General features: G+C 68.6%; 16 protein-coding genes. 12 read left to right on the top strand and 4 right to left on the bottom strand.

The window, feature by feature from the left end; genetic code table 11:
* Positions 1-19: 19 nt before the first annotated feature.
* The 8 genes from KHC19_RS22460 to KHC19_RS22495 all read left to right on the top strand — a co-directional run bounded on the left by KHC19_RS22460 (position 20) and on the right by KHC19_RS22495 (position 9,356).
* On the top strand, positions 20-1,444 hold the full coding sequence (locus KHC19_RS22460; protein WP_213355667.1) for an extracellular solute-binding protein: 1,425 nt from the start codon (positions 20-22) through the stop codon (positions 1,442-1,444).
* 512 nt (positions 1,445-1,956) lie between these two features.
* On the top strand, positions 1,957-2,919 hold the full coding sequence (locus KHC19_RS22465; RefSeq protein ID WP_246549355.1) for a carbohydrate ABC transporter permease: 963 nt from the start codon (positions 1,957-1,959) through the stop codon (positions 2,917-2,919).
* Between the two features lie 155 nt (positions 2,920-3,074).
* Positions 3,075-3,929, top strand: coding sequence for a carbohydrate ABC transporter permease (locus KHC19_RS22470; RefSeq protein ID WP_343207780.1), 855 nt, complete (start codon positions 3,075-3,077; stop codon positions 3,927-3,929).
* A gap of 10 nt (positions 3,930-3,939) precedes the next feature.
* Entirely contained in the window at positions 3,940-4,893 is a 954-nt protein-coding gene (locus tag KHC19_RS22475) for an acetamidase/formamidase family protein (protein ID WP_213355669.1), read from the top strand.
* 13 nt (positions 4,894-4,906) lie between these two features.
* Positions 4,907-6,073: an LLM class flavin-dependent oxidoreductase gene (locus tag KHC19_RS22480; protein WP_213355671.1), complete on the top strand. Its 1,167-nt coding sequence runs from the start codon at positions 4,907-4,909 to the stop codon at positions 6,071-6,073.
* Positions 6,074-6,085: 12 nt separating this feature from the next.
* A complete protein-coding gene (locus tag KHC19_RS22485) occupies positions 6,086-6,589 on the top strand; it encodes a hypothetical protein (protein ID WP_213355673.1) in 504 nt (167 codons plus the stop codon).
* Positions 6,590-6,615: 26 nt separating this feature from the next.
* Positions 6,616-8,178 carry a GMC family oxidoreductase gene (locus KHC19_RS22490; RefSeq protein ID WP_213355674.1) on the top strand — a complete coding sequence of 521 codons (1,563 nt, stop codon included), beginning with the start codon at positions 6,616-6,618 and terminating at the stop codon, positions 8,176-8,178.
* Positions 8,179-8,624: 446 nt separating this feature from the next.
* A complete protein-coding gene (locus KHC19_RS22495; protein WP_213355675.1) occupies positions 8,625-9,356 on the top strand; it encodes a phosphoribosyltransferase in 732 nt (243 codons plus the stop codon).
* 727 nt (positions 9,357-10,083) lie between these two features.
* On the opposite strand, the gene KHC19_RS22500 is transcribed toward KHC19_RS22495, so the two are convergent.
* On the bottom strand, positions 10,084-12,390 hold the full coding sequence (locus KHC19_RS22500; RefSeq protein WP_213355676.1) for a xanthine dehydrogenase family protein molybdopterin-binding subunit: 2,307 nt from the start codon (positions 12,388-12,390) through the stop codon (positions 10,084-10,086).
* A gap of 166 nt (positions 12,391-12,556) precedes the next feature.
* On the opposite strand from KHC19_RS22500, the gene KHC19_RS22505 reads away from it, so the two are divergent.
* Genes KHC19_RS22505 through KHC19_RS22515 form a run of 3 tightly spaced genes read left to right on the top strand, consistent with a single transcriptional unit; the run spans position 12,557 to position 16,925 of the window.
* Complete coding sequence (locus tag KHC19_RS22505) at positions 12,557-14,926, top strand: xanthine dehydrogenase family protein molybdopterin-binding subunit (protein WP_246549525.1); 2,370 nt, start codon at positions 12,557-12,559, stop codon at positions 14,924-14,926.
* Positions 14,923-15,741, top strand: coding sequence for an FAD binding domain-containing protein (locus KHC19_RS22510; protein WP_213355678.1), 819 nt, complete (start codon positions 14,923-14,925; stop codon positions 15,739-15,741). Before KHC19_RS22505 ends, KHC19_RS22510 begins: the two co-directional genes overlap by 4 nt.
* Positions 15,738-16,925 carry a xanthine dehydrogenase family Fe-S subunit gene (locus KHC19_RS22515; RefSeq protein WP_213355679.1) on the top strand — a complete coding sequence of 396 codons (1,188 nt, stop codon included), beginning with the start codon at positions 15,738-15,740 and terminating at the stop codon, positions 16,923-16,925. Before KHC19_RS22510 ends, KHC19_RS22515 begins: the two co-directional genes overlap by 4 nt.
* A gap of 145 nt (positions 16,926-17,070) precedes the next feature.
* Here the strand turns inward: KHC19_RS22515 and KHC19_RS22520 are convergent, their stop codons facing one another.
* The 3 genes from KHC19_RS22520 to pxpB form a co-directional block, all read right to left on the bottom strand.
* Positions 17,071-17,823, bottom strand: a complete 753-nt coding sequence (locus KHC19_RS22520) for a GntR family transcriptional regulator (RefSeq protein ID WP_213355681.1) — start codon at positions 17,821-17,823, stop codon at positions 17,071-17,073.
* 96 nt (positions 17,824-17,919) lie between these two features.
* On the bottom strand, positions 17,920-18,957 hold the full coding sequence (locus tag KHC19_RS22525) for a 5-oxoprolinase subunit C family protein (RefSeq protein WP_213355683.1): 1,038 nt from the start codon (positions 18,955-18,957) through the stop codon (positions 17,920-17,922).
* Positions 18,954-19,712, bottom strand: a complete 759-nt coding sequence (pxpB, locus tag KHC19_RS22530; protein WP_213355685.1) for a 5-oxoprolinase subunit PxpB — start codon at positions 19,710-19,712, stop codon at positions 18,954-18,956. Before pxpB ends, KHC19_RS22525 begins: the two co-directional genes overlap by 4 nt.
* A gap of 161 nt (positions 19,713-19,873) precedes the next feature.
* Here pxpB and KHC19_RS22535 point away from each other — a divergent pair, with 161 nt between their 5' ends.
* Complete coding sequence (locus KHC19_RS22535; protein ID WP_213355686.1) at positions 19,874-20,650, top strand: LamB/YcsF family protein; 777 nt, start codon at positions 19,874-19,876, stop codon at positions 20,648-20,650.
* The last annotated feature ends 5 nt before the right edge of the window (positions 20,651-20,655 follow it).

Here is a 20,655-nt window from a genome sequence, read left to right on the forward strand (position 1 = left end):
AAAACAGAGGGAAAGAGCGATGAAGCGTAAGATCTGGTGTTTCGCCGCCGCCTTGGCGGCAACCACGGCGCTCACGGTGCCGATGGTGATCTCCTCCGCGCCGCCGGCGCTGGCGCAGGATGCCGGCTTCTATGCGAAGGCGGCAGCGCCCTACAAAGGCACCACCATCCGCGTGCTCGACGAGATCACGCCGCTGCAGGAGACGCTCTCCAAGATCGTGCCGGACTTCGAGAAGGAGACCGGCATCAAGGTCGAGTGGGAGCTGCTCAACCATTTCGAGGTGATCAACAAGGGCCAGGCCGACATGCTGTCCGGCCGCGGCCACTACGACGCCATCATGCTGCACGGCGCCCAGCTCGGCCCGATGCTGTCGGCCGGCGTGATCCTGCCGCTCGACAAGTTCGTCGCCGACCCGAAGCTGTCGGATCCCGGCCTCAACGCCGCCGACTTCATCCAGGCGCCCTACAAGACCACCGCCTTCAGCGACGGCAAGCAGTACGGCTTCATCAACTGGAACTACAACCACGTCTACTGGGCGCGGGCCGACCTCCTGAACAACCCGGAAGAGCAGGCGGCGTTCAAGGCGAAGTACGGCTACGATCTCGCCCCGGCCAAGACCATCGAGCAGATGCGCGACATTGCGCAGTTCTTCACCCGCAAGAAGGGCGAGAAGCTGGCCGGCCAGCCGCTGAGCGGCGATTTCTACGGCATCGTGCTGGAAGGCATCAAGGGCGGCTCGACCTTCTCCAACCTGTGGGTGAACTTCATCCAGAACTATGGCGGCAACCTGCTGGACGACAGCGGCAAGCCGGTGTTCGACAGCCCGCAGACGGTGGCGGCGCTGAAGATGTGGCGGGAATTGTGGACCTATGCCCCGCCCGGCATCGCCGAATATTCGCTGGTCGACGTGCCCACCGTGATGGGCAACGGCATCGCCGCGCAGTCGCTGGCCTGGTCGGACTTCGTGCTCGGCATCGACAAGCCCGGCGTCTCTCCCTACGCCGGCAAGTTCGTCTACGCCCCGATCCCGGCCAAGGCCGGCAACGAGGCGCACCGCCACGCAGACGCCGAGCCGTCGGTGACGGTGATCAGCGCCGCCTCGCAGCATCCCGAGGCGACCTTCCTGTTCCTGCAGTGGCTGGCCGACAAGAGGCAGCAGGACAAGCTGATCGAGATGGGCCAGGGCGGCGTGCCGATCCGCGAGAGTTCCTGGGCGGCCCCGGCGATCACCGGCAGCACCAACCCGACGCTGTTCGCGGCGATGAAGTCCTCGCTCGACGTCGCGGTGGCCCGCCCCAAGATGGAGAAGTACCCCGAGATGTTCGACGCCATGAGCGGCATCGCCCAGCAGGTCGGCCTCGGCAAGCTGACCCCCGAGCAGGGCGCCAAGGAAGGCCAGGCCATCCTGGAGAAGCTCTGCGGCGGCAAGAGCTGCACGCTGTAGAGCGCTAGGGGCGGTCCGTCTCTGAACGCGGCGAGCGGCGCGGCTTTTCCCGGTTCGCGGCGCTGGGCGGCGTTGAAAGAAAGGGATGCTCCCTCTCCCCGTGGGGGAGAGGGAATAAGGGCGCGCTTCGGGCGGGGGCGAGGGTGGGTCTTGAGCCCCGGTGTCTTGGGCTCTCGTGCCTTGGATCCTTGGGCCTTCACCCCTTGGAGCGTCCTCATCCTGAGGTGCCCGGCGTCAGCCGGGCCTCGAAGGATGGTCGCCCGGGTGGGCTTCACCGAGCCTCCTTCGAGGCTCGCTATCGCTCGCACCTCAGGGTGAGGGTGCGCGGATGAGGCGCAACGAAGGTACCCGGGCGGGGCTCCGGCGCCCGCATCTCGGGATGCGGTGCAACCACGGTGCCCGCCCGGGTTCCGGCGCTCCCATCCCGGAAGGACGGATGGGGTCGAACTACCGGTGGCGGGCTTTCGCGGCATCGGCCGGACCTATCGACGGCCTCCTCATTGGGAGGAAAGATGGGAGCGCTGCTCCCCACGCAGGGAGAGGACAACGAGATGGCGAGCGCGAGCGACACGATCACGGCGGCCGGCCTTCAGGGCGCGGGGATGCGCGAGCGGGCCTGGTATCCCTACCTGCTCATCGCCCCCTCGATGATCACCCTGGTGGTGGTGTCGCTGGCACCGTTCATCTACGCCATCTATCTCAGCTTCCACGAGGCGAAGTTCGGCCGGGTGCGCGACTTCGTCGGCTTCGACAACTACATGACGCTGCTCACCGACGAGCGCTTCTGGAACTCCATCGGCGTCGCCACGACCTTCGTGTTCATCGCGGTGCCGATCGAGTTCATGCTCGGCCTGATCGGCGCGCTGGTGCTGAACCAGAATGTGCGCGGCCGCTCGATCCTTATCCCGCTCCTGTTCATGCCGACCATGATGGCGCCGATCGTCGTCGGCCTCCTGTGGAAGATCATGCTCGCCGGCTCGTGGGGGTTCTTCTCCTACAACGTGCTGGAGCGCTTCAACATTCTCGGCGAGACCTCGATCTTCGCCTCGCCGGAGCTGGCGCTCTACGCACTGATCTTCGTCGACATCTGGCAGTGGACGCCGTTCATGATGCTGGCCTTCTTCGCCGGCCTGCAGGCGCTGCCGCTCGGGCCCTACCGCGCCGCGGCGGTGGACGGGGCCAATCCGGTGCAGATGTTCTTCCACATCACCCTGCCGATGATGACGCCGCTCTTGGCGGTGATCGGCCTCCTGCGCTTCATCGACGCCTTCAAGGTGTTCGACACCATCTACATCCTCACCAATGGCGGGCCGGGCACCTCGACCGAGACCCCCTCCATCCTCGCCAACAAGATGACCTTCGAGTTCTGGAACATCGGCGAAGCCTCGGCACTGGCGGTGCTGGTGTGGATCGCCTTCTTCGCCTTCTGCTCGCTCTTCTACCAGGTCGCCAAGAAGCGCCTGAACGCCTTCTGAGTCGGCTCCATGACCCTGCGACGCACACCTGTCCGCATGAGCGACGTCATCCCCGGGCTTGGCCCGGGGATCCACGCCTGGGTCGCCGCTGTCGCGCGGCACCAAGACGTGGATGGCCGGGCCAAGCCCGGCCATGACGATCCTGAAACGATGCCGTGGAATTCGAGGAACTGATCATGGCCGAAGCCGTCAATCGCGAGAGCAATCGCGGCCTGTTCTGGACCACGTTGGTCATCGTCTACGCCGCCATCATGCTGTTCCCGATCTTCTGGATGGCGTCGATGATGGTGAAGCCCAACGAGGCGATGTTCGCGCGCCCGACGCAGTGGCTGTTCGTGCCGACGCTCGACCACTTCTCCTATGTGATCGAGCAGGGCTTCCACTGGAGCCTGCTCACCTCCTTCGTACTGTGCACGGTGTCGACGGCGCTCGTCGTAATCATCGGCACCCCGGCCGCCTATGCGTTCGCGCGCTTCGAGATGAAGGGCAAGGACGATCTGTTCCTGTTCATCCTCGGCTCGCGCATGGCGCCGCCGGTGTGCCTCGTCATCCCGTTCTACCTGATCTACGCAAAGGTCGGGCTGCTCGACAGCTTCCTCGGGCTGACGCTGGCCTACATGACCTTCAACCTGTCCTTCTATGTCTGGGTGCTGCGCTCCTTCTGCCGTGACCTGCCGGTGGAGCTGGAAGAGGCGGCGGCGCTGGAGGGCTGGTCGAAGCCGCAGATCTTCCGCCGGGTGGTGTTCCCGCTGCTGCGCAACGGCATCGTCGCCACCAGCGTGCTGTGCTTCATCTTCGCGTGGAACGAGTTCCTGTTCGCCTTCATGCTCGGCGGCAAGTCGGTGACGACGCTGCCGGTCTCCATTCCCAAACTGATCACCAGCCAGGGCGTGCGCTGGGGCGAGATGGCGGTCGTCGGCATGACGGCGCTGCTCCCCGTGCTCGCCGTGGTGTTCGTGCTGCAACGACACATCGTGCGCGGGCTGACGCTCGGCGCCGTCAAGGGCTGAGGAGAACGAGATGGCGGAGCATTACCTGCCGGCGCAGCCGGGCACCGTGAACTGGGGGCAGTGGGACGCGAAACTGAAGCCGGCGCTGACCATCAGGTCCGGCGACCGGGTGGTGATCGACACGCTGTCCGGCGAGCCGGAGGACATGCCGGACTTCGCCGCCACCGGCTTCACTCCGGTGCCGGGGCAGGCGGAGGTGTTCGCCGCGACCTTCCGCGGGCCCGGCCCGCACATGCTGACCGGGCCGATCTTCGTCGAGGGCGCCGAGCCGGGCGACGTGCTGGAAGTCCGTCTCCTCGACATCGCCTTCCGCGCGGATTGGGGCTGGAACATCCAGATGCCGTTCCTCGGCACGCTGCCGGAGGATTTCCCGAGCCTGCGGCGCATTCACTTTCCGGTCGACGGCGCGAAGGGCGTGGCGCGGATGCCGTGGGGGCAGGAACTGCCGCTCGACCCGTTCTTCGGCAATTTCGGCGTGGCGCCGGCGCCCGGCTGGGGCCGGCTGTCCTCCACCGAGCCGCGGGTGTTCGGCGGCAACATGGACAACAAGGAACTGGGCGTCGGCACCACCAGCTATTTCCCGGTGTTCGCGCCGGGTGCGCTGTTCTCGGTCGGCGACGGCCATGGACGGCAGGGCGACGGCGAGGTGTGCCTGACCGCCATCGAGACGGCGCTGACCGGCACCTTCGAGTTCCATGTCCGCAAGGACATGAAGCTGACCACGCCGCGCGCGGAGAAGCCGGACGAGTGGATCACCATGGGCTTCGACGTCGACCTCGACGACGCGGTGAAGGAAGCGCTGCGCGACATGATCGTGCTGATCTCCGAGCATTCCGGCCTGTCGGCGCAGGACGCCTACACGCTGTGCTCGCTTTGCGCCGATCTGCGCGTCACCCAGACGGTGGACGGCAACAAGGGCATCCATTGCGTGCTGCCCAAGCGCTTTCTTCCCGCGCGCCGCTGAGGGGACGACAACGATGGGAAAGACGCGCTTCGGCATCTTCATGCCGCCGTGGAACTCGCCGCCGACGCAGAACATCACCACCTCGCTCCAGCGCAACATGGAGACGATCCAGTGGATCGACGCGCTCGGCTATGACGAGGCGTGGGTCGGTGAGCATCATTCCGCCGGCAGCGAGATCATCGCCGACCCGATGGTGTTTCTCGCCCATGTCGGGGCGCTGACCAAGACCATCAAGCTCGGCACCGGCATCGTGCCGTTGCCCTATCACAACCCTTATCATGTCGCCGACCGGATGATCCTGATGGATCATTTGCTGCGCGGACGCTTCATGGCCGGCTTCGGGCCGGGCGGGCTGCCGAGCGACGCCTCGATGTTCGGGCTCGATCCGCGCCAGCTGCGCCCGGCGCTCGACCATGATCTCGGCGTGCTGATGAAGCTGCTCACCTCGCTCGACCCGGTGAGCGCGAAGACCGAGCGCTACGAGCTCAACAACGCCTTCTGCCAGGTGGCGCCCTATAGCGACCCGGTGTTCGATGTCTGCGTCGCCGCCACCCGCTCGGAGGCCGGGCCGCGCATCGCCGGCAAGCACGGGCTGGGGCTGCTCTCCACCGGTGTGATCTCGCCGAAGGAGGGGATGCCGGCGCCGCCGCTGCACTGGGACGTCTATGCGGAAGAGGCCGTGAAGCACGGCCATGTGCCGGACCCCTCGCGCTGGCGCCTCGTCGTCAACGTGCATGTCGCTGAGACCCGCGAGCAGGCGGTGGCCGACATGCGGCACGGCTTCGACGCCTTCTGCGAATACACCCAGAAGACCATCGCCATGCCCTCGATCACCGCGGTGGGCGACACCTTCGAGGAACGCATCGCCTGGATGAACGAGACCGGCATCGGCGTCATCGGCACCCCGGACGACGCGGTGGCTTTCCTCAAGCGCCTAGCCGCGCGCGCCGGGGATTTCGGCTGCTTCCTGATGCTGGCGCATGACTGGGCGAACCGCGAGGCGACGCTGCGCCATTACGAATTGTTCGCCCGCCACGTCATCCCGCATTTCCAGCCGACCCGCGAGCGCCTGCTGATCGCCGAGGAGCGTTCGCGCGCCACCCATGCCGCCGATCTGATCAAGAACGCCGCCGCCATCAACGCCTGGCTGCCGCCGGGCGAGCAGTTGCCGGCGAACTGAGGGGCCGTGCCGATGAACGAGACCGCAATCACGGCCTACAAGGACCCCAAGCTGCCGCCGCCCGTCGACCTGCCGGAGGGCCCGGAATGGGTGGGCGTGCTGAAGGTGTTCGACGCCCACGTCGCCGAGACGCTGGTGGCGGCGGCGCACACGCTCTATCCGCACCAGACCCTGCCGGAGCGGGTCTATCGCCGCACGGTCGTCGCCTTCGATGCGCTGGCGGCCAGGATGCCGGCGGTGGCGCAGGGCTTCGCCGAATTCGTCGATCTGGTCGACGGCGCCATGCCGGTGCCGTTCCGCGAGCTGTCCGAAAGCTACCGCGTCAACACGCTCAAGGGCATCGAGGCGACGCCGGCCTTTCGGCTGGTGCAGCGCTCCACCGTCCGGTTTCTCTATGACGATCTCGAGGTGTGGCAGGCCTTCGGCTACGAGGGCGCCGCCGTGCAACTGGGCGGCTATGTCGACCGCGGCTTCAACGACCTCGACTGGCTGCCCGAACCGCCTCCCGGCATCTGACGGCTCACCGCACACAGGTACGCATGATGACAAGCTATGATCTGGATGATGCCGGCGTCGTGGTGATCGTCGGTTCCGGCGCCGGCGGCGGCACGCTGGCGCATGAGCTGGCCAAGCGCGGCGTCGAGGTGGTGCTGCTGGAGGCCGGCAAGCACCTGACCCCGGACGATTTCGTGAATGACGAGTGGGGCGGCTACGAGATGCTGTCCTGGCTCGACAAGCGCACGGCGTCCGGCACCTGGCGCGCCGCCAAGGACCATCCCTTCTCGCCGAGCTGGAGCTGCCAGGTGGTGGGCGGCACCACCACCCACTGGTCGGCCTGCTGCTACCGCTTCATTGAGGACGAGCTCAGGGCCAAGACCGTCTATGGCGACATTGCCGGCGCCAGCCTGATCGACTGGCCGATCACCCTCGACGAACTGAACCCCTATTACGACCTCGCCGAGGCCAAGATGGGAGTGACGCGTACCAACGGCCTGCCGGGCCTGCCGGCGAACAACAACTTCAAGGTGATGCATGCCGGCGCCAAGGCGCTGGGGCTGAATGTCTCCACCGGCCGGCACGCCATCAACTCCATTCCCTATGACGGCCGCCCGGCCACCATCCAGGACGGCTTCACCATCACCGGCGACAAGACCGGCTCTCGCTGGTCGACGCTGAATGTCGAGATCCCCCGCGCGCTAGCCACCGGCAAGCTGGAACTGCGCCCGCAGTCGCGCGTGGTGCAGGTCGAGCATGACGAGGCCGGCAAGGCCTCGGCGGTCGTCTATGTCGACGCCGCCGGCGTGACGCATCGCCAGAAGGCGCGGGCGGTGGTGTTGGCCGGCAATTGCGTCGAGACCTCGCGGCTGCTGCTGCATTCGAAGAGCGCACGCTTCCCCGACGGCCTCGCCAATGGCTGGGGCCATGTCGGCCGGCACTATCTGCGCCACATCATCCAGACCGTGTGGTCGATCTTCGACAAGCCGGTCCACATGCACCGGGGCGAGATCATGGCCGGCATGATCGACGACTATGTGCGCCATGACCCCGCGCGCGGCTTCGCCGGCGGCTATTACATCGAGATGAACTCGATGGGCCTGCCGACCACCGCCGCCTTCCTGGAGCCCGGCTGGTGGGGCCGCGACTTCGTGTCGGTGATCGAGCAGTACCGCAACATGGCCGGCATCTTCATGTCGGGCGAAGATATGCCGCAGCCCGGCAACCGCATCACGCTCACCGACGAGCTCGACGCCTTCGGCGTGCCCGTCGCCAACATCCACTATGACGACCACCCCAACGATCTGAAGCTGCGCGTGCACGGCTACAAGACGCTCTCCGCCATCCACGCGGCGGCGGGGGCGAAGCGCTCCATCGAGGCACCCTCCTATCCGGCGAGCCACAATCTCGGTTCCAACCGCATGGCGGCCAAGGCCGAGGACGGCGTGCTCGACGGCCATGGCCGGGCGTGGGAGGTGCCGAACCTGTTCATTGCCGACGGCTCGACCTTCGCCACCGGCGGCGCCTGCAACCCGACCCTGACCATCGTGGCGCTGGCGATCCGCCAGGCCGACTTCATGGCCGAGCGGATGGCGGCGGGGGAGCTTTAGCGCCTGTTGGTCCGGGAGGGGCGGGCGCCTGTGCGGGGACGAGGGCAGGCGCCTGCGTGCTTCGAGGCCCGCTGCGCTCGCACCTCAGCATGAGGAGGGGGCGGCGGGGTTGTTCCTTCGCTACCGCCGGGTTCACTCTCATCCTGAACGGCAGGCGCCTGCGTGCTTCGAGGCTCGCTACGTTCGCACCTCAGCATGAGGAACGCGGGAAAACCCTCCCCCTGTAAAAACGTACACCCTCATCCTGAGGTGCGAGCGTCAGCGAGCCTCGAAGGATGGGCCTCGGAGAGCCGGGTTACAGGGCAGGCGTTCCATGAGTACACCGTCATGGCCGGGTGTGTCCCGGCCATCCATGTCTGCCGTGCCGTCGGCACATCCGGTCCAAGGCGTGGATGCCCGGGCCGAGCCCGGGCATGACGGTGCCCAGATGGTTGAGGACCGCTTCGATGTCGCATGAGGGCGAGGACTTCTTCACCGAGCCGACGACCGACTACTGGCAGGAACTGACGCCGGACATCCCGCCGCGCTTCTCGGCGACGGCGCCCTATCGCTTCGGCTATCCCGTGCGTCTCGCCGATGGTCGGGTGCTGGTGCTGCCCTTGCGCGCGCTGCCGGACGGGGCGCATGCGGTGGCCTCGCTGATCGCCAATCAGGCGGCGCATGCGGTGGTCGCGGCGCTGGCGGAGGCGATGGCGGCGGCCGCCCGCGATCTCGATACCGAGATGGTGGTCGGCCTGCCGACGCTCGGCCTATCCTTCGCCGCGCTGGTGGCCGAGCGGCTGGGACAGGAACGCTACGTGCCGCTCGGCTATTCCCGCAAGTTCTGGTACCGCGACGAGCTGTCCGAGCCGGTGAGCTCTATCACCACGCCGGAGGCGGGCAAGCGGCTGCGGCTCGACCCCAATCTGCTGCCGCTGGTCGAGGGGCGGCGGGTGTTGCTGGTCGACGACGCCATCTCCTCCGGCGCCACGGCGGTGGCCGCCTGCCGGCTGCTGTCGCGGGCAGGGGCGCACATCGCCGGCATGGCGGTGGCGATGAAGCAGACCAATCGCTGGGTCGAGACGGTCGCCGAGGTGCTGCCGGCGGCGCGGGTGAGGGCGGCCTATGGCTGCCCGCTTTTCGCGCGCGGGGAGGGCGGCTGGCGGCCGGTCGAGGGCACGCTACCGGCGGTGCCGTAGCTTTCACCTCTCCCCGAGGGGGAGAGGTCGCCGCGCAGCGGCGGGTGAGGAGGGACGAGATCGGGAAGCCAGGAAGACCCCTCACCCCACCCCTCTCCCCCACGGGGAGAGGGAGTAGGGCGCGCCGGGTGGAGGCGCGCGGCTCGCCGATGAGAGGCCGCAGTTACATGGCGCGCCCATCGTCGGACGAGGAGTGTCTTTCAATCCGTCATGGCCGGGCTCGTCCCGGCCATCCACGTCTTCCCGGTGCCGTCGCGCCCAGCCGGAGCGTGGATCCCCCGGATCAAGCCCGGGGATGACGGGATGCCGGTGCACAGGAGGCCGTCGACGACGAGATGGCCGATGCCGTCGCCGGCCTCACGCTGCCGCGCTCGTTCCCGCCTTGCCGTCTCGATCGCCTCCCACACGCGGCGGGTGAGGGGGAGGGCGATTGGGAAGCCAGGAAGACCCCTCACCCCACCCCTCTCCCCCACGGGGAGAGGGAGTAGGGCGCGCCGGGTGGAGGCGCGCGGCTCGCCGATGAGAGGCCGCAGTTACATGGCGCGCCCTCCATCGGACGAGGAGTGTCTTTCAATCCGTCATGGCCGGGCTCGTCCCGGCCATCCACGTCTTCCCGGTGCCGTCGCGCCCAGCCGGGGCGTGGATCCCCCGGATCAAGCCCGGGGATGACGGGATGCCGGTGCACAGGAGGCCGTCGACGACGAGATGGCCGATGCCGTCGCCGGCCTCACGCCGCCGCGCTCGTTCCCGCCTTGGCGGCTTCGATCGCCTCCCACACCCGGAACGGGGTGAGCGGCATGTCGAGTTCGGTAATGCCGAACGGCGCGAGCGCGTCGATGACCGCATTGACGAAGGCCGGCGGCGCGCCGATCGCGCCGGCCTCGCCGGCGCCCTTGATGCCGAGCGGGTTCGTCGTGCAGGGCACGTTCTGCGTCGAAACCTCGAAGAAGGGCAGGTCCTCCGCGCGCGGCAGGGCATAATCCATGAACGACCCCGACAGCAGCTGGCCGCTGTCGGGGTCGTAGACCACATGTTCCAGCATCGCCTGGCCGATGCCCTGCGCGATGCCGCCATGCACCTGTCCGGCCAGTACCAGCGGGTTGAGCGTGCGGCCGAAATCGTCGACCACCGTGTAGCGCTCGACCTTGATCGCGCCGGTTTCGGGATCGACAGCCACCTCGCAAATATGCGCCCCGTTAGGGAAGGTGCCGATCATCTGCTCGAAATCGCCGACGCCGGTGAGGCCGCCCGCCTTCGCGGCCACCTCCAGGAGGCCGACATGCCGGTTGCTGCCGGGCACATGGAAGGCGCCGTCCTCGAAGGCGATTTCGTCCGGGACGGCATCGAGCAGCTTCGCCGCCTCCGCCCGGGCCTTGCCGATGAGATCGCCATTGGCGAGCCGCAGCGCGCCGCCGCCATGCACCATGGAGCGCGACGCCACCGTGCCGCCGGCCGAGGGCAGCGGCTGGTCGGTATCGCCGGTCTTCACGGTGATGCGCTCGACATCGATACCCAGTGCTTCGGCGGTCATCTGCACATAGGTGGTCTCGTGGCCCTGGCCGGTGGACTGGGTGCCGACATGCACCGTCACCGCCCCCCCGGCGGAGATTTCCACCACCGCGCCTTCCTTGCCCGGCACGCCGGTGCGCTCGATGTAGTAACCGAGGCCGATGCCGCGCATCAGCCCGTCCGCCTGCGCCCGGCGGGCGGGGAAGCCGGCCCAGTCGGCGGCCTCCATCCCCGCACGCATCGCCGCGGCGAAGTCGCCGGAATCATAGGTGACGTCGGCTCCGGTCCTGTGCGGCATGTCCTCGGGGGCGATCATGTTGAGCGCGCGAAGCGCCTCCGGCGCCAGCCCCAGTTCCCGGGCCGCCTTGTCGACGATGCGCTCGATGAGATAGGCGGCTTCCGGTCGGCCGGCGCCGCGATAGGCGTCCATCGGCGCGGTGTTGGTGAAGGCGACGCGCACATCGGTGGCGACGATGGGAATGCGGTAGACGCCCGGCGCCATGGGCGGGCCGGACAGCGTCGGGCAATAGACGCCGAAGGCCGAGAGCGCACCGCCGCAGGGCACCATGGTCTCCACCAGCAGCGCGGTGAAGCGATTGTCGGCGTCGAGGCCGAGCCGGGCGCGCGAGAGATTGTCGCGGCCCTGCGTGTCGGAGAGGAAGGCCTCGGTGCGGCTCGACTGCCAGCGCACGGGGCGGCCGAGCTTGCGGGCGGCATAGAGCACCAGCCCCTGCTCGGGATAGGGGATCGCCTTCATGCCGAAGCCGCCGCCGACATCCGGGGTGATGACGCGCAGCTTGGTCGCCGGCTCGCCGAACAATTGCTCGAACAGCCAGCCGCGGATCATGTGGCTGCCCTGCGAACCCGTCACCAGCGTGAAGTCGCCGGTTTCGGCGTCATGAAGGCCGATGGCGTTGCGCGGCTCCATGGAGGCGACGACGATGCGGTTGTTCACCACCTCGATCTCGACGACGCGGTGCGAGGCGGCGAGCGCCGCTTCCGTCGCCGTCACATCGCCATGGGCCCAATGCAGCGCGAGATTCCCCGGCGCCTCCGGGTGCAATTGCGGCGCGCCCTCGGCGAAGGCGGCGACGGGATCGACGACCGCCGGCAGGTCCTCGATGTCCAGCACCACCGCCTCGGCGGCTTCCTGTGCCTGCAGCGCGGTTTCGGCGACCACGAAGGCGACGGGCTGGCCGAGATAGGTCACCTTCTCCCGCGCCAGCGGGTGATAGGGGGGGGTGGGCATGCGGCCGCCCTCGACATGGTCGAGCACGATGACGGCCGGCAGGGTGCCGATGCCGTCGGCCGCGAGATCGGCGCCGGTATAGATGGCGAGCACGCCGGGCATCTCCCGCGCTGCCTCGGCGTCGACACCGTTCAGGAGGCCATGGGCGACCGGGGAACGCACCACGAAGCCATGGGTCTCGCCGTCATGATGGATGTCGTCGGTGTAGCGGCCGGTGCCGGTGATGAAGCGCTGATCCTCGACGCGCCGGAACGGCTGGCCCACACCGAATTTCATCACACGCTCCCCTTCGAACCCGTTGGCCCAGCTTAGAACCGCTCTGCGCTCTTGCCAATGATACTGTTTGTGTAAAGATCAGCACATATAGTTTGATAAGCTCGATAATCGAATAGGATAGTGCCTTGTGATGGGTACTGCCGCCAGGGGATCGTCGGTCGTGATCATGCAGGAAACGAGCCACGAGTCGCGCAAAGGCCGGGGCGTCGGCGCCTCCATCCGCCGCAAGGAGGATGCGCGGCTGCTGGCCGGGCGCGGGCGTTTCATCGGCGACATGCGTTTCCCCGGCCAGCTCGAAGCCGCCTTCCTGCGTTCGCCCTTCGCCCATGCCCGCATCCGGGCCATCCACATCCCCGCGCATCTGAAGGGCCGGGCCTTCACCCATGCCGACATGGTCGGCGTGAAGGACATCCTCGCCCGAACCGGCCTGCCGGGCTTCCGCGTCTCCGCCCAGCCGCCGCTGGCCAGCGGCAAGGTGCGCTTCGCCGGCGAACCGGTGGTGATGGTGCTGGCCGACACCCGCGCCGAGGCGGAGGACCTGATCGAAGAGATCGGCGTCGACTATGAGGAACTGCCGGCCAATCACGACATGCTGCGCGCGGTGGAGCCCGATGCGGCACTGGTGCATGACGAGTGGCCGGACAATGTGTTCCTCGTCTCGCAGACCGACAGGCATTTCGATGCAGGAACGCTCGCGGGCGCGCCGATCAAGGTGACGCGCAAGGTGCGCACCAGCCGGCAATGCATGTCGCCGCTGGAGGGCAAGGGCTGCATCGCCGTCTATGAGCGGCATGTCGAGCAGCTGGCGCTGTGGACCTCGACGCAGATGCCCCACATCGTGCGCTCCGGCCTCGCCGAATGCCTCGGCCTCGACACTCGGCAGATCCGGGTGGTGGCGCCGGATGTCGGCGGCGGCTTCGGCTGGAAGGGGCTGCTGCAACCGGAGGAGGTGTGCTGCGCCTGGGCGGCCTTGAGGCTCGACCGGCCGGTGAAATGGCTGGAGGATCGCCGCGAGCACCTGATCGCCGCCGCCAATTGCCGCGAGCATCATTATGTGATGACCGCCTATGCGGACACGGACGGCACGCTGCTCGGGCTCGACGCGGTGGCGCATGTCGATGCCGGCGCCTATTCGGTCTATCCGTTCTCCGCCTGCCTCGAAGGCGCGCAGGTGGTGTCGAACCTGCCGGGACCTTATAATTTGCCGGCTTATCGATGCCGCACCACGTCGGTGTGCTCCAACAAGCCGCCCATCGTGCCCTATCGCGGCGTCGCCCGTACCGGCGTGTGCACGGCGATGGAGCTGATGATCGACGCGGTCGCCCGCGAAGCCGGGCTCGACCCCTGTGACGTGCGGATGCGCAACCTCGTCCGCCCCGAGCAGATGCCGTTCACCTCGATCACCGGCAAGGATTTCGACATGGGCGACTATCCCGAGAGCCTGCGCCGGGCGCGGGAGATGATCGGCCATGAGGCGGTGCGGGCGCGCCAGCAGGCGGGCGAGGCGGATGGTCGTCTCGTCGGCCTCGGCTACGCCACCTATTGCGAGCAGGGCGCGCACGGCACCTCAGTCTATCACGGCTGGGGCATCCCGATGGTGCCGGGCATCGAGAGCTGCGGCGCCCGCCTGACCCCGGACGGCACGCTGGAAGTGCGCATCGGCGCCCAGAGCCACGGCCAGTCCATGGAGACCACCATGGCGCAGGTCGCCTGCGAAGTGCTGGGCATCGACCCCGCGCAGGTGAACGTCGTGCATGGCGATACGGCGATGACGCCCTATTCCACCGGTACCTGGGGCTCGCGTTCGGCGGTGATGTCGGGCGGCGCGGTCGCCAGCGCCTGCGAGCGGCTCGGCGAGCGCATCAAGCGTATCGGCGCGCATCTGCTGCAGGCGCCCGAGGAGGCCGTGGCGATCCGCGACGCTGAGGTGGTGGGGCCGGCCGGCTCCGTCAGTTTCGCCGAGGTGGCGAAGACCTGGTACCTCGCGCCGCAGAATCTGCCGGCCGATATCCACCCGGACGGCCTCGATCTCGTCGCCGGCTACAGGCCGACGGTGGACACCGGCACCTTCTCCTATGCCAGCCATGCCGCGGTGGTGGCGGTGGAGCCGGAGACCGGCGAGGTGGAGATCCTCGATTACGTCATCGTCGAGGATGGCGGCGTGCTGCTCAACCCGATGGTGGTGGACGGCCAGATCTATGGCGGCACCGCGCAGGGCATCGGCACCGCGCTTTACGAGGAGATGACCTATGACGAGCACGGCCAGCCCCTGGCCTCGACGCTCGCCGACTATCTGCTGCCCGGCGCCGGCGAGATGCCGGCCGTGCGCATCGACCATATCCAGACGCCCTCGCCCAACACCCGCTTCGGCCAGAAGGGCATCGGCGAGGGCGGCGCCATCGCCCCGCCGGCGGCGCTGGGCAACGCCATCAACGACGCGCTGAAGGGGCTGGGTGTCGAGCTCTCCATGTCGCCGATGACGCCGCGCCGGGTGCGGGCGGCGGTGGCCGCCGCGCGCGAAGGGGCGGTTTCGTGAAGGCCGCGCGTTTCGATTATCGGCGTCCGGCCACGGTCGCCGAGGCGGTGGCGGCGCTGGTCGAAGATGGGGCCGCCAAGCCGGTGGCCGGCGGCCAGAGCCTGGGGCCGATGCTGAACCTGCGTCTCGCCCGGCCCTCGACGCTGGTCGACGTCGCGAAGATCCCCGGGCTGCGCCGCGTCGAGGAGCGCGCCGACGGCGTGCTCTACGGCGCCGCCATCACCCATGCCGAATTCGAGGACGGCGTGGTGCCGGATCCGACGCCGGGCTTCCTCGCCCGCATCGCCCACGGCATCGCCTATCGCGCGGTCCGCAATCGCGGCACGGTCGGCGGCAGCCTCGTCCACGCCGATCCCGCCGCCGACTGGCCGACCACGCTGACCGCACTCGGCGCCCGCGTGGCGCTGGCCGGCCCGTCCGGCACCCGCGAGCTGGCGCTGGAGGATTTCCTGCTCGGCGCCTTCTCCACCGCGCTGGAGGATGGCGAGATCGTCACCGGTGTCTTCGTGCCGCGCTGCTCGGCGGGGGCGCGTTTCGGCTACCGCAAGTCCTGCCGCAAGGTCGGCGAGTTCGCCGAGGCGATGTGCGCGGTGCTGGCGGACGACGTTCGCGGCGTGCACCGCCTCGTCATCGGCGCCACCGAGGGGCGGCACATTGTCGTCACCGAGGCGAAGGGCGTCCTCGCCGATCCGCGCCTTCTCGATGAACGTCTCGCGAGCGCCGGCCTTGCCGCCGATCCGTCGACGCTGCGCCTGCATCGGAAGGTCATCTCCCAGGCTATTGAAGCGCTGAATTCCGAAAGCCTGCCCGCATGATCCCGATCACCCTCGAAGTGAATGGCCGCCCGATCGAGGCGCGTGTCGAGCCGCGCCAGCACCTCGCCGATTTCCTGCGCGAGGAGATGCTGCTCACTGCCACCCATCTCGGCTGCGAGCACGGCGTGTGCGGCGCCTGCACCGTGCTGATCGACGGCGCGCCCGCGCGCTCCTGCATCGCCTTTCCCGCGATGCTCGACGGCGCCCGCATCACCACCGTCGAGGGGCTGGCCGACGACGCGGTGGCCGGCGAGCTGCGTGAGGCCTTCATGGACGAGCACGGCCTGCAATGCGGCTTCTGCACGCCCGGCATGCTGGTGATGGCGCGCGACATCGTGCTGCGCCGGCCGCAGGCGGACGACGACGTCATCCGCCACGAGCTGGCGGGCAATCTGTGCCGCTGCACCGGCTATGTCGGCATCATCCGCGCGATCAGGAAGGTGGCCGCCGGACGCGAGGCGGCGGTGGTGACGCGCGGCACGGTGCTGACGCCGCCGTCCTATGCCTCGCCGCTCAGCCTGCCGCTGTCGCCGGCCGGCCGGACGCCGGTAGACCCGCCGGCATCGGCCATCGCCTTGCCGGCGGAATTGTCGCCGGACGCCACGCCCGACGACGAGCCGCTGCACAATCCGGTCGAGCTCGGCGAGAGCTTCGAGGTGCCGGCGCCGCGCGCAACCGTCTGGGCATTGTTCCAGTCGCCGGAGCAGGTGATCGCCTGCCTGCCCGGTGCGCGGCTCACCGCGCCGAGCGACGGGCGCAGCCTTGCCGCCGAGATGGTGGTGAAGCTCGGGCCGATGCAGGCGGCGTTCGGCGGCACCGGGCGCATCGTGGCCGATCCGGCCAGCTGGTCCGGCGTCATCGACGGGCGCGGCGTCGATAGCCGCAGCGCCACGCAGCTGCGTGCCCGGCTCGCCTATCGGCTCGACGAGGCAGGGGAGGCTCCTCGGGAGGCCACGCGGGTGACCGTCGAGGTCGCCTATGTGATGCAGGGCCCGCTGGCGCAGATGAGCCGCGGCGCCATTGCCCGCGATCTCGCGGCACGGCTGACGCAGAGCTTCGCCGCCAATCTCGCGGCTCACCTCAAGGGCGAGGCGCCGGTGGCGGCGAACGCCTCGCTCGACGCCGGCGCGCTGGCATGGAGCGTGGTGAAGGGCTGGCTGGCCCGGCTGTTCGGGCGCGGGTGAGCGGAACAAGCGGTCAGCCGACCGAGGCAGCCGCTTCCGACGTCGTCATGCCCGGGCTTGGTCCGGGCATCCACGCCTTGGTCCGGGTGCGCCAGGTGGAACTGGGCCTCGAAGGATGCTTGCCTGGGCGCGCCAGCCCCGCGCTTCACCGCAGCAGGTCGACGTCCAGCTGCACGCAATCGCCGCGATAGATGATGTCGGCGACATAGATCACCGTATCGGCGTCGTCGGTGACGACGAGATGCGCCTCCACCGTCGGGAAGCCGATGCCGATGGCGAGCAGATTGGCGACGCGCGGCTCGACCGTGCCGACGATGAAGGATTGGCGGGCCTTCGCCACCTTCAGGCCATCCAGCGTGGCGATGACGCTGACGGTCGGCTCGCGGTCGAAGCGGGCGGGCGCCATCCGGTAGACGGCGTCGTCGAAATGCACCCGCGCGAAGGAATAGGGCTGGCCGCGCCGCGACTGCACGCTCTCCAGATAGCGATAATGCGCGGCCGGCGTGCCGTCCTCGGGGCGGATCTGCGGCGGTGCCGCGGGGGTGGCTCCCGGCACGAAGCGCGGCACGTTTGCCCCGATGATGCCGGCGATGGAGTGCCATTTCAGGTCGAGCGTCAGCCAGCGCTTCTCTTCCACCGCGCCGGAGACGAAGGTGCCCTTGCCCTGGATGCGGCGCACCAGTCCCTCGCCCTGCAGCACCTCCACCGCCTGGCGGACGGTGACGCGGGCCACCTGGAACTCGGCCTCCAGCTCCTGCAACGTCGAGATCTTCTCGTTCGGTCCCCAGACGCCGTCCTCGATGCGGCGGCGGATGACGCCGGCGATCTGCAGATAGCGGGGCACCGGGCTGCGGCGGTAGTCGGGATTGGCCAGCGCGGCCGTGTTGTCCTTCAGCATCGGCTCGTGTCGTACCCATCGCGGCCGCTTCAACCAGCGGCAGAATCAACGAATGATCTTATCTTCAGTATCACATAAACTTATGCGCCCGCCTCGCTAGTCGAGATCGCACGCCGAGACCGCCCCGGAGATGAGATTGGCCGAATAGAGCGCCGCAAGGTCGATCTCGGCCGCCGCCCGCACCGGCGTCATCGACGCGATGAGGCCGAGGATCTCGCGTTCCAGCGCCCGGCGGGCAGCTTCCGCCTCGGCGATGCCCACGGCCTGGAAGCGGATCTCCGCGCCCGGCAGCAGCCGGCCGGCATGCGGCAGGTCGGCGGAGATCACGGTGGCGATCTTGGCGTAGCCGCCGACCGTCTGGTGGTCCGCCAGCAGCACGATGGGAAGCCCCGACCCCGGCACCTGGATGGCGCCGGTGGTGATGCCGTCGGAGGTGATGTCGGCGGAGGTGCGGAAAGCGAGCGGCGCACCTTCGAGGCGGATGCCCATGCGGTCCGCCTCGCGCGAGACGCGATAGGCGCTGCCGAGGAACGTCGCGAGGCCGGCCTCGGTGAAGGCGTCGTCCTGCGGACCCAATACCACCCGTAGCGCGCCGTCGAAGCCGAGCGCGGGCGGATGCGGCAGTTCGAGGCAGGGGCTCCCCAGTGTGCCGGCGCCGATCGGCAGCCGGTCGCCCGCCTTCAGCGCCCGGCCGTCCAGCCCGCCGAAGCCGCCCTTGAGGTCGGTCGCGCGGGAGTTGAGAACCGCGGGGACCTCCACGCCGCCCGTCACCGCCAGCACCGCCGTGCCGCTGCCGCGCAGCGGGCCGATGCGCACGCCGGCGCCGGCCGGCACGTCGATGGCGCGCCAGGCGGGATAGCTGCGCGTCTCGTCCCCGCGGGTGACGTCGATGGCGGCCTCGGCACCGGCGAGCGCGATCCGCACCGGAGCCTCCTCGACGGTGAAGGCGGGGCCGATCAGGCGGCATTCGAGCGCGGCGGCGCCGGGATCGTTGCCGACCAGCGCATTGGCGAGGCGCAGCGCGACCGGATCGAGCGCGCCGCACACCGGCACGCCATAGGCCTGTGCGCCGGTGCGGCCGAGATCCTGCACCGTGGTCTGCGGGCCGGGCTGGGTGACGAGGAGGGCGCTCATCGGCCGGCCTCCTGCTCGGGTGCATAGTCGCCACGCGCGACCGCGGCGCGGATGGCGGCGTGCTCCCCGGCGTCGACAGGCCGGAAGCGCACGCCGTCGCCCGGCGCGAACAGCGTCGGCGGTGTCCAGCCGGCGTCGAAGAGGCGCAGCGGCGTGTTGCCGATCAGCCGCCAGCCGCCCGGCGATTCCACCGGATAGATGCCGCTCATGCGCTGGGCGATGGCGACCGAGCCCGGCGGCACCCGCACGCGCGGCGTGGCGAGGCGCGGCAGCTCCAGCTCCGGCGGCAGCACGCCGAGATAGGCGAAGCCGGGCAGGAAGCCCTGCACATAGACGCGGAACAGCGTACCGGCATGGCGGGAGACCACCTCCTCCGGCGACAGGCCGGTGGCGCTGGCCACCTCCTCGAGGTCGGGACCGGCCTCGCCGCCATAGAGGGCGGGGATCACCCATACCCGCTCCGGTGCGCTCACCACCGCCTCGCCGAGGTCGATCTCGCCCATGGCCTCCCGGAGAGCGGCGGCGCTGGTGGCAAGCGGGTCGTAATGCACCAGCAGCGAGCGGAAGCTCGGCACCGTCTCCACCACCCCCGCCATCGCCGCCTCGCGGATCAGCGCGGCGGCGCGATGCACCCGCGCATTCAGCACCGGATCGATGCCGGTGCCGAACTCGATGGCGAAGGCGGTGTCGCCGACGCAGAGAAAGCGGGCGAGGCGGTCGAGACGGTTCCCGTCCGGCGAAAAGGTCGCCACCATGGCACTCCGATGCTGGGCGTGTCAGGAAGGATATTGCTGTGCGTCAATCATCCTAATGTTAGGATGTTTCAGCTTGAAAGGCATGATAATTTAATGCCTTAATAAGTCAGCTGTCGAGGGGTGAGGCTTTCCCTTCGGGTTCATCGATTCAGGAGGCGTCTTTGGCAACCCGCATCAACATCAATGCCGACATGGGCGAAGGCTACGGCCATTATGACATCGGCAACGATGCCGCGATCCTCAAGATCGTGCAGAGCGTCAACGTCGCCTGCGGCCTGCATGCCGGCGACGCCACGGTGATGCGCGACGTGTGCCTGAAGGCCAAGGAGAACGGCGTCTCCATCGGCGCGCATCCCGGCTTCAACGACATCTGGGGCTTCGGCCGCCGGCAGATCCGCATGAACGCCAATGATCTCGAATATCTCGTCGCCTACCAGCTCGGTGCGCTGGCCGGCATGGCCGCCTATGCCGGCGTGAAGGTCACGCATGTGAAGCCGCACGGCGCGCTCAACAACATGGCGGCCATCGACAAGGACTATGCGCTCGCCATCGGCCGGGCGATCAAGACGGTCGATCCCAGCCTCTATTATCTCGCGCTGTCGAATTCCGAGATGGAGAAGGCGGCGCTGGCGCTGGACCTGAAGCTTTCCCGCGAGGCCTTCATCGACCGGCTCTATGACGACGAGGGCAACCTGCTGACCCGTACCGATCCGCGCGCGGTGATCAAGGACCCGCAGGTGGCCGCCGAGCGCACGGTGCGCATGGTGCAGGATGGCGAAATCATTTCGGTGAATGGCAAGAAAATGCCGACGAAATTCGACTCGCTCTGCGTACATGGTGACGAGCCGACCGCCATCGTCGTGGCGGGCGCGGTGCGCGATGCGCTGAAGGCGGCGGGAATCGAGCTGCTCACCCTGCCGGAAGTGATGGAAGGCTGATGGGA

The organism is Ancylobacter oerskovii (assembly GCF_018390555.1).
Classification (GTDB): Bacteria; Pseudomonadota; Alphaproteobacteria; order Rhizobiales; family Xanthobacteraceae; genus Ancylobacter; species Ancylobacter oerskovii.

Coding starts and splice junctions, on each gene's coding strand:
- KHC19_RS22505 (WP_246549525.1), top strand. CDS start 12,557: ATGCAGGAAACGAGCCACGAGTCGCGCAAAGGCCGGGGCGTCGGCGCC.
- KHC19_RS22500 (WP_213355676.1), bottom strand. CDS start 12,390: ATGAAATTCGGTGTGGGCCAGCCGTTCCGGCGCGTCGAGGATCAGCGC.
- pxpB (WP_213355685.1), bottom strand. CDS start 19,712: ATGGTGGCGACCTTTTCGCCGGACGGGAACCGTCTCGACCGCCTCGCC.
- KHC19_RS22520 (WP_213355681.1), bottom strand. CDS start 17,823: ATGCTGAAGGACAACACGGCCGCGCTGGCCAATCCCGACTACCGCCGC.
- KHC19_RS22525 (WP_213355683.1), bottom strand. CDS start 18,957: ATGAGCGCCCTCCTCGTCACCCAGCCCGGCCCGCAGACCACGGTGCAG.
- KHC19_RS22515 (WP_213355679.1), top strand. CDS start 15,738: ATGATCCCGATCACCCTCGAAGTGAATGGCCGCCCGATCGAGGCGCGT.
- KHC19_RS22465 (WP_246549355.1), top strand. CDS start 1,957: ATGGGAGCGCTGCTCCCCACGCAGGGAGAGGACAACGAGATGGCGAGC.
- KHC19_RS22485 (WP_213355673.1), top strand. CDS start 6,086: ATGAACGAGACCGCAATCACGGCCTACAAGGACCCCAAGCTGCCGCCG.
- KHC19_RS22495 (WP_213355675.1), top strand. CDS start 8,625: ATGTCGCATGAGGGCGAGGACTTCTTCACCGAGCCGACGACCGACTAC.
- KHC19_RS22480 (WP_213355671.1), top strand. CDS start 4,907: ATGGGAAAGACGCGCTTCGGCATCTTCATGCCGCCGTGGAACTCGCCG.
- KHC19_RS22490 (WP_213355674.1), top strand. CDS start 6,616: ATGACAAGCTATGATCTGGATGATGCCGGCGTCGTGGTGATCGTCGGT.
- KHC19_RS22475 (WP_213355669.1), top strand. CDS start 3,940: ATGGCGGAGCATTACCTGCCGGCGCAGCCGGGCACCGTGAACTGGGGG.
- KHC19_RS22460 (WP_213355667.1), top strand. CDS start 20: ATGAAGCGTAAGATCTGGTGTTTCGCCGCCGCCTTGGCGGCAACCACG.